Below are 7,942 nucleotides of genomic sequence, written 5' to 3' on the forward strand. Positions count from 1 at the left end.
GCAAAACCAGCACAGCCACGGCGCGCCGCAGGCGCGCCAAAATAAACACAGTTACCGTACGGCCGTGACTTCTGTGGAACCTCCCGAGCACGTGCGCGCCACGTTCGGTCTGCGCGAAGTGACCCCGGTTTCGCTCGGCGACTGGGAGGGTGGCTGGCGCTGCGGGGATGTGGTGCTCAGTCCGGTCGCCGATCACGCGCGCGCGGCGTGGTCGGCGAAGGTGCGCGAGACGTTGCGGGCGGACGGGTTGCGGCTGGCCCGCCCGGTGCGCGCCACCGACGGACGCTATGTCGTGTCCGGCTGGCGCGCGGACACCTATCTGGAGGGCGCCCCGGAACCACGGCACGACGAGGTGGTCTCGGTGTCGCTGCGGCTGCATCAGGCTACGGCGAAGTTGGAGCGGCCCCGCTTCCTATCGCAGCCGCCGGTCGTGCCCTGGGTGGATGTGGACGTGTTCGCCGCCGCGGACCGCGCTGCGTGGGAGGCGGTGCCGCTGCGCACCTTGCGCGCGGGCGGCGCGCTGCTGACGACCTCGCCGGACGGCCAGCGCAGCCTGGAACTCATCGGTCAGCTGGCCACCCTGCGCAAGCCGGTGCAGACGCCGGCGCAACTGGTGCACGGCGACCTCTTCGGCACCGTGTTGTTCGCCGGTTCGTACACTCCCGGCCTCACCGATATCACCCCGTACTGGCGGCCCGTGCCGTGGGCGGCGGCGGTCGTCGTGATCGACGCACTGGCTTGGGGCGGCGCGGACGACGGGTTGCTGGATCGCTGGTCCGATCTTCCGGAGTGGCCGCAGATGTTGTTGCGGGCGGTCATGTTCCGGCTCGCGGTGCACGCGCTGCACCCGCGCTCCACGCCGCAGGCGTTCCCCGGTCTGGCCCGCACCGCCGACATGGTTCGCCTGACTCTCTGAGTGCGGAATATCCGCTGTTCGGAATGCTTTCCGTGCCGTGCTGGACAGAATCGCGCGGAGCCGGACGCCGTGGGTGCCCCCGTGATAAGTTTTCCGCAGTATCGCCGCCGTGAGTCTCCGTCGGGTTGGAGATCAGCGCGGTCCGCGACGAGGGGTTTCGAGGACGGGGCAGGGTGAGAATTCAACCGCGGCAACAGATTCTGGATCTGTGGCGCTCCGCGCTATCGGTGTCCTGGGACGGCGCCGAGTGGCACTGGGGTGGTCGCATGGCCGCCAATTCGATCAGCGATTCCGAGCAATTGTTGTGCCTGCTGTATCCGGCGACCGAGATCGAAAGCCTCGCGCTGGATCGCCCCGACAGCATGGCCGACGACGTCAGTTCGGTCCTGTCGCCGTTCGGCGGTCAGACGAAGATCGGAACCGTCGTGATCACCTTGCTGGAGGACTACATCCTCCGCAATACCCACCGGGTGGGACCGGACGGCGAACCGGACGGTGACGGCGAACCGGACGGCGAGCCCATCTTCGCCTCGGGCAGCTACCTGCGTTCGGCCGACGAGCGCGAACCCACTGCGGTGCAGCGTGATATCGAGGTCGTCGACTCGTACTCCATGTCATTGACGCTGTGCCTGGCCGGGCTGCGCTTCCTGCGGGTCTACGAGGGCTGGGTGCGCGCGGAGGGGCGCGCCAATCTCATCGATCGGATCGAGAAGCTCAACGGAAGGCTCAGTGCCCGCCTCACCGCCGCGATGACCGGCTTGGTCCGCAGTTTCGTGGTCAATACGGTGGAGCCGAAATCCGATGCGGGACAAGTGATGCTCGGCATGCTGAATCAGAGCGACCTGCCGCCCAAGGCGGTCGCCGAAGGCATCACGCGCAGCCTGGAGCGAGTCCGCGCCCGGCTGCGCAACGACATCACGCTCGGGCAGACGCCGGACACCGAGCTGGACGATGAGGAATTGCTGTTCGAATGCGGCTGGAGCTGGGGCCTGGTTCGCGACGCGGCTCCGGTCGGCTTCGTCGACTGCGCCATCGCCATGCAGCCCGGTATCGCCGATCCGCGCCCGTACCTGTACTTCACCGTCATCGCGCTGGACGGCATCAACGACCTGATCTCCCAGCGCACAAGGGAACTGGACCTGCTCGACGAACAGCAGTACCGGCTTGCCGAGGCGCTGCGGATTCGCTGGGACCTGACCCAGCGTTACTGGTCGACGGTCGCCCGGTTCGGTTCCGATTCCTGGCCGCTGGAGGACATTCCGTGGCGCACCTCCGACGGCGAGGAATCGGACTACTTCAGTCTCATCGTGTCCGCCGTGCTGATCCAGGATCTGATCAACCGCACCGCCTCCGATGACGACTTGACCAGAGCCGTGTCGATTTTCGACGAACTGGCCAGGCGCGGCCGGATCATCCGCCGGACCACGCGCGACGACCCGGCGGTGCGTATGCACGCGCCCGGCGTGCGATTGTCCTTGCGCGGCACCGAAACTGTCGACAGCGGGCCGCTGTTGCAGTGGGAGGTCTCGGATTTCGCCGCCGTGCTGTTGAAGCGGCTACTGCAAGCCGCCCGGCTCTCCAGCAATATCACCGCCCGCGACCGGCTGATGGATCTGGCCAAATCGACGATGGATCATCTGGAAGCGCGCATCATCACCTCCGGTCGCGCGGCCGGGCTCTGGGACGATCCCGCCGGAGTCTTCGGCAACGGCACGGCGCGGGAGACGCAGCCGTCCTGGTACATGACCGAGCGCGTGATCGAATGCCTGGTCAGCGCGGACCGCACGTTCCGCGAGCCACCGTTGACCTCCCCGGCGATGGTGGTGCGCGCGGTCGAACTGCTCAACGAGGCCGAGCACCTGCTCAACCAGGAGATGCTGAGCGTCAGCATCGACGATGTCTCGGAGAACCGGATCACCCTGGACCGGGTGGAGGAGAACCTCGAGCAAGCCAGGCAACTGGTCGCCCGCAGGCAGGCGGGCACGGCGTTCGTGCTCGCCGCCGACGCGCTGCGCGAACTGCACAAACTGGCCTATGCCCGCATGGACGCGACAAGGGCCACGTAACCATGATCGTGTTCGCGACCTCCGACAAGGGCGGTACCGGACGTTCGGTGACCAGCTGCAATCTCGCCTACCGGCTGTGCCTGAGCGGGATGAGCGTGGCCTATCTCGATTTCGACTTCGGTTCGCCGACCGCGGGCGCCCTGTTCGAAATCGGTTCGGTGGAGCGGGGAACCCCGGATGGGGACGGGCTGCACGAGTATCTGCTCGGGAAGAACGGCATCGCCCGGCAGATCGACGTGCGGGCCAAGACCGATCGGGTCGGATTGCGCAAGATGCGGACCAGGACCGGACGGCTGGTCCTGTTCCCCGGTGATGAAGGCGGCGCGGAGTTCGACAGCATCAACGACGACGTGGTCCGCCGTTGCACGGAACTGTTCGTCGGCCTCGAACAGGAGTTCAAGGTCTGTTTCGTGGACCTGAGCGCGGGCCGCTCGCTGGCGATGGAGCTGGCGCTGCGCGCGACGGCGGCACCGCAGCTGGCCTCGAAGACGGTGCGGTGGCTGGTCTTCCACCGCTGGACGCGCCAGCACATCCTGGCGGCCAGCGGACTGGTCCACGGTCCGCACGGGTTACTGGAGACCGGCAGCCAGTGCAAGCACGACCCGCAGAAGCTGCTCGCGAACATTCGCTACGTGCGCACCGCGGTGCCACAAGTGAACGAGATGACCGGCGGCCCAGGCGCGGCGCAGGTCAAGTGGTTGCAGGAACAGAACGGGGCCTTGGTCACGTTGGCGGGCAAGAACCGGCTCGGCGCGACATCCCTGCTCGGCAAGACTCCGGTGGAGCCGGTGCTGCAATGGCGTGAGCAGATCATCTTGGACGCCGACGTGGCCAACAGCATCGCCAACGAGGAGACCTCCGCCGCCTTCAACCAGCTTGCCGGTCGGCTCCTGCACGCCGCCACCTGGGAATAGATCCGAACTCGCCTACGCTTTCGCGAAAGCACGATCCCGGAAGGGTTGTCGATCAGCAGTGGATCACGTAGCAGGCTATAGCGAGGCGACCGAGCGTCCGCGGGTCGCTCAGGTCCCGTTGTCCCACCTGTCCATCGAGGTGGGTCACTTCTACATGAACGATCTCAGCAACGGTGCGGATCGTATCCGTGCGCAGTTCCGTAAGATCGCACCGCTGATCCCGGCGTTCACCGCGGCGGCGCAGGCCGAGTTCGGGCCGCGTGCGCGGGTGAGCACCTGCTTCCTGATCGACGACTACTTCCGGCACGACACCGATCCGGGCGAGATCCTCGGCAAGCTGCTCGGTGCCGCAGCCGAGTGCGGTATGACCATCGACTATCTGGCACGCGAGGCGGGATGCTTCGAGGCGCCATCCGGCTCGTCCGGTGACCGCCGCATCCCGTTGGCGGAGATGGTGGCCGCGCGCATCGTGGCCGAGCCGCAAGAGGGCTCGAACGGACGGCGCCCGCCCACCGCGGAGTCCGGCTGGCTGTGCAACGGGCGCAGGGCATCCGACGACGAGCCCGGTCAGGCCATGCACCGCCTGCCGTACGAGCCGCCGGAGGAGTTCGGCAGGCGCGAGCATTCGATCTTCCTCGACGTGCAGATGTGGAGCAAGCAGACCAAGAAAGTGAACGGCCGGGCCGAGGTGCACACGAAATGGTCGTGCCCCTTCCTCGCGTCGATCTGGCAGCTGCTGCGGCTCGGGATGCTGCGCTACGACGGCGAACCCATCGTCGACCCGCAGTTGTGGCGGCCCGAGGACGGCTGGCCGCCGCAGTGGTGGGAGATGCCCGCCGTCGTGAAACTCAACCCGCAGGCCAAACCGTTCGCCGCCTATCGGTCGCTGTCGCTGCTCCCGCAGCGGTATCTGGGTATCGAACACGCGGTGCGGGTAATCCTGGATCACATCGATCTCGAGGAGGAAGTGGTCGAGCAGATCATCGCGCGGGGCGGCGACGAGGGCGTCCCGGTTACCGTGCCGCGCAAGGTGACCGAGCGGATGAGCCACTATTTGCTGGATGGGTCCTGATATGAGCGGAGCGTCGCACTCCTGCTCCGGCCGCGACCAGCCCTCGCACGGCGAGCGGCTGCGCCGGTTGGCGGGCGTGGCCCGTGCGAGGCGCGGCCCGCGGTCGGTTCGGAGGCCAACGCTGGCCGGGAGGTCCCAGCGGGCGGTGCCCGAAACCCTCTCGGCACCAGCGCCTTCCACTGGCATGCCGCTGATTCTGCTCGGTGAGGTCCGCACCTGCCTGGTGCCGGATTCGACGGCGCTCGGACGCGACTTGCTGGAGGAACTGCTCGCGCTGATACCCGGACGCCGGGTGCTGTGGCGTGAGCGTCCGACGACGCTGGCCACGTCGCCGACCACCGCGGTCGGGGTCGATTGCCAGCTGGCCGTCAAGCCGCGTGGCAGTGTGCGCGCGATCGGGACGGTGGCGACCAACGCGGTGGTCGTCGGCGGACGGGTGCTGCAGAGTTCGGCGCACACCACGGTCGTCCCCGCCGAGGTGCGGCAGCGGCAGACGTGGTCGCACTACCTCACTCGGGTCGGGGTGACGGAGGTGGTCTCAAAGGTCACCGAGGCGACCAGCGGTGAGTTGGCCGACGGCTTCCTCGCCGCCGGTGAGCAGCCCGACGGCGTCCTGGATCTGGCCTCGATCAGTCAGCGGCTGCTCGCCAAGATTCGGATGGACATGCGCCTGGATCAGCACGCGCCGATGCAGACACGCACGGCGCGGCTGCGCTGGGCCGCGCGGATCGCCGAGGTGCCCCGCCCGATGCTGACATTCCAGTTGCAGGACGAGCTGGTGCGCACGGTACTGGTGACCGTGCGTGACGAGTCGGAACTCGAGGTGGCGCATCGCTTCTGCGAGGACCTCGCGCTGCACGACTGGCTGCTCACTGTCGCGGACACGGTGGTCGAGGAGGCCGACCTCTACCCGCCGGCCAGCGCGGAGTCGGCCGCGATCATCGCGCCGCTGCTCACCAACCTGGCGCACCTGTGGATGCCCGGTGCCCATGCGCCGGGGGCGCTACGTGGCCTCTGGGAGCAACTGGATCGCGACCCCGGCTTCACCCGGGAATGGTCGGCGCGGGTGGGCCAGCTGCGCGACCGGATGTCGGTGGCGACGCTGGCGGCCATGCGCGCCTCCACGATCAACGCCCCGGATTGAACTCGGGTCACAGCCGGAACCACTTGCGGACCAGCAGCGCGAAGAACACCGAGGTGGACACGATCCCGGCGTACGTCTCGATCATCAGCACGGCGCGTCCGATCCGGCCGACCTCTTGCAGGTCGCCGAGGCCCACCGGGTTGAGGAAATTGATCAGGCACATATGCAGCGATGTGGTGATCGGAAGGGATGTGCTCAGCCGCAGCGCGACGGTGAACACGAGTAGTTGCACGGCGATCCAGCCGAGCAGCCGGAACGGTCGATAGCCATAGCCGCACAACAGATCCGAGGCCCAGCCGACGCTGCGGCGCCAGGCTGGATAGGTCGCCGACCTGCGCGCTCTGGCCAGCGCGAGGCCGCACCGGTCCTGCGCGTCGACGTCCTCGTTGAGCGCGTGCAAACCCGAGGCGCGCAGAAACGCCATGGCCGCGTGCCCGGGGAGAAAGGTCTTGGTCCGCTTGCCGGGCACCGCGGCGGCGAGGAGGCGGTCGCCGAGCTCCTCGTAGATCTCGGCCAGCCGGATGTTCTGGGTCCGGCTCAGGCTCAGCGGCCCGCGTAGCTCGACCTCCGCGGCCAGCAGCGCCATCAGCAGTTCGACGTGCGCACGCTGGAGCACCTCGTCCATCGCGGTGTTGTCGTCGGCGGCGGCGTAGATGTCGGAGAAGAGCAGGCTGTCCCCACGATGCTTGACCTTCGTGTGATCGAAAGCGGTGACCACCTTTTCGACGTGATTGTTGAACGAATCCAGCAGCGGCTTCTCGTCCGGCTGTCTGGTCCCGGCGCTCAACTCGTCCAGGTAGTCCGCGACTTCCTGGGCGTAGCCGGTGGCGTGCTGATCGATCCAGATTTCGGGTGTATTCCCGAACTGCACGTGGGTGACCGGGTTGTCGTATTCGGTCATGGGCATTCCTCCCCCGGAGCCTGCGCGTCGTAGCGACGTGATATCCACCATAGCAACGGAATTCACTGGCGAGCGGTGCTCGGAGGGGGTGACGGTGCCCGGCACGAATGGCGACGGCACATCGGAGCACATCGGGATCGTGGACGGCAATTCGATAGCCACTATCGGCGGCAACTTCGGCGCGGCGGTACAGCAGAACCTCTACCGCATGGGAGACCCGAAACTGTTCGGTGTCGCAAAGGGGCCGCCCACGGGAGACCGGGCGAACCGTCTCGCGGTCTAATCCGGGCTATGACCGCGCTTGCGCCAGATGCTCGAGGCAGGATGGGCGATCTCCGATGCGCCCGCGCGGTGCCGGATTCGGCGAACCAGGACGTCGCGGGGCTCTCCCGTGCCGAAGTAGCGCTCCTCGTGTCCGGCCCAGACGAATCCGGCCGTCTTGTACAGGTTCGAGGCCGGTTGATCGTTCGGCCGGACGGTGAGGAATACGTCGTCGACTAGAGCTGCCCGGCAGCGGGCCAGCGCGCCGTCCAGCAGCGCCCGTCCGTAGCCGCGGCCACGGCCCTGCGGCGCGACCGCGAGCCCGATCACCCAGGCGCACTGCGGTGAGCCGAGCGCCACCATCGCGTATCCGCCGATCGTGCCGTCGAGATCAGCTACGACCCAATGGCTTCCGTGCAGATCGAAGAGTTGGCGCAGCGCAAAGTACGGATAGGCCAGCTCGCCGAACTCGGTCTGCTCCAGCGCGGCGATATCCGCGAGGTCGCTCAGCATGGCGGTCCGGAATACCGGCGCCCCAGCGCCTTTCGCGATATTCACCCGCGCCCCCTGTCCTCCGCCGTGAGTCCAGCTTCCAGAGTAGAGCGCTGGCCATGCTTCCCGGGAGGAGACAGCCGAAAACCGTACCCGGCGACAGGAATTCATTTGAT

General features: G+C 67.4%; 8 protein-coding genes. 6 read left to right on the top strand and 2 right to left on the bottom strand.

Annotated elements, in window-relative coordinates; genetic code table 11:
* The first annotated feature begins 64 nt into the window (after positions 1 to 64).
* The 5 genes from OHA40_RS22565 (at position 65) to OHA40_RS22585 (ending at position 6,112) form a co-directional block, all read left to right on the top strand.
* On the top strand, positions 65 to 916 hold the full coding sequence (locus OHA40_RS22565) for a TIGR02569 family protein (RefSeq protein WP_330228872.1): 852 nt from the start codon (positions 65 to 67) through the stop codon (positions 914 to 916).
* Positions 917 to 1,089: 173 nt separating this feature from the next.
* Positions 1,090 to 2,982, top strand: coding sequence for an SCO2524 family protein (locus tag OHA40_RS22570; protein WP_330228873.1), 1,893 nt, complete (start codon positions 1,090 to 1,092; stop codon positions 2,980 to 2,982).
* 2 nt (positions 2,983 to 2,984) lie between these two features.
* Complete coding sequence (locus OHA40_RS22575) at positions 2,985 to 3,896, top strand: SCO2523 family variant P-loop protein (RefSeq protein WP_330228874.1); 912 nt, start codon at positions 2,985 to 2,987, stop codon at positions 3,894 to 3,896.
* Between the two features lie 58 nt (positions 3,897 to 3,954).
* Positions 3,955 to 4,968: an SCO2522 family protein gene (locus tag OHA40_RS22580; RefSeq protein ID WP_330228875.1), complete on the top strand. Its 1,014-nt coding sequence runs from the start codon at positions 3,955 to 3,957 to the stop codon at positions 4,966 to 4,968.
* 184 nt (positions 4,969 to 5,152) lie between these two features.
* The gene (locus OHA40_RS22585; protein ID WP_330228876.1) at positions 5,153 to 6,112 is read left to right on the top strand and encodes an SCO2521 family protein; all 960 of its coding nucleotides are present in this window, start codon (positions 5,153 to 5,155) and stop codon (positions 6,110 to 6,112) included.
* A 7-nt stretch (positions 6,113 to 6,119) separates the two neighbouring features.
* On the opposite strand, the gene OHA40_RS22590 is transcribed toward OHA40_RS22585, so the two are convergent.
* Positions 6,120 to 7,013, bottom strand: coding sequence for a hypothetical protein (locus tag OHA40_RS22590; RefSeq protein ID WP_330228877.1), 894 nt, complete (start codon positions 7,011 to 7,013; stop codon positions 6,120 to 6,122).
* Positions 7,014 to 7,107: 94 nt separating this feature from the next.
* Between OHA40_RS22590 and OHA40_RS22595 the strand changes: the two genes are divergently transcribed.
* Positions 7,108 to 7,296, top strand: coding sequence for a hypothetical protein (locus OHA40_RS22595; RefSeq protein ID WP_330228878.1), 189 nt, complete (start codon positions 7,108 to 7,110; stop codon positions 7,294 to 7,296).
* Here OHA40_RS22595 and OHA40_RS22600 read toward each other — a convergent pair.
* Positions 7,293 to 7,832, bottom strand: coding sequence for a GNAT family N-acetyltransferase (locus OHA40_RS22600; protein WP_330228879.1), 540 nt, complete (start codon positions 7,830 to 7,832; stop codon positions 7,293 to 7,295). The genes OHA40_RS22595 and OHA40_RS22600 overlap by 4 nt on opposite strands.
* Positions 7,833 to 7,942: the final 110 nt, after the last annotated feature.

The organism is Nocardia sp. NBC_00508 (genome assembly GCF_036346875.1).
Lineage (GTDB): Bacteria > Actinomycetota > Actinomycetes > Mycobacteriales > Mycobacteriaceae > Nocardia.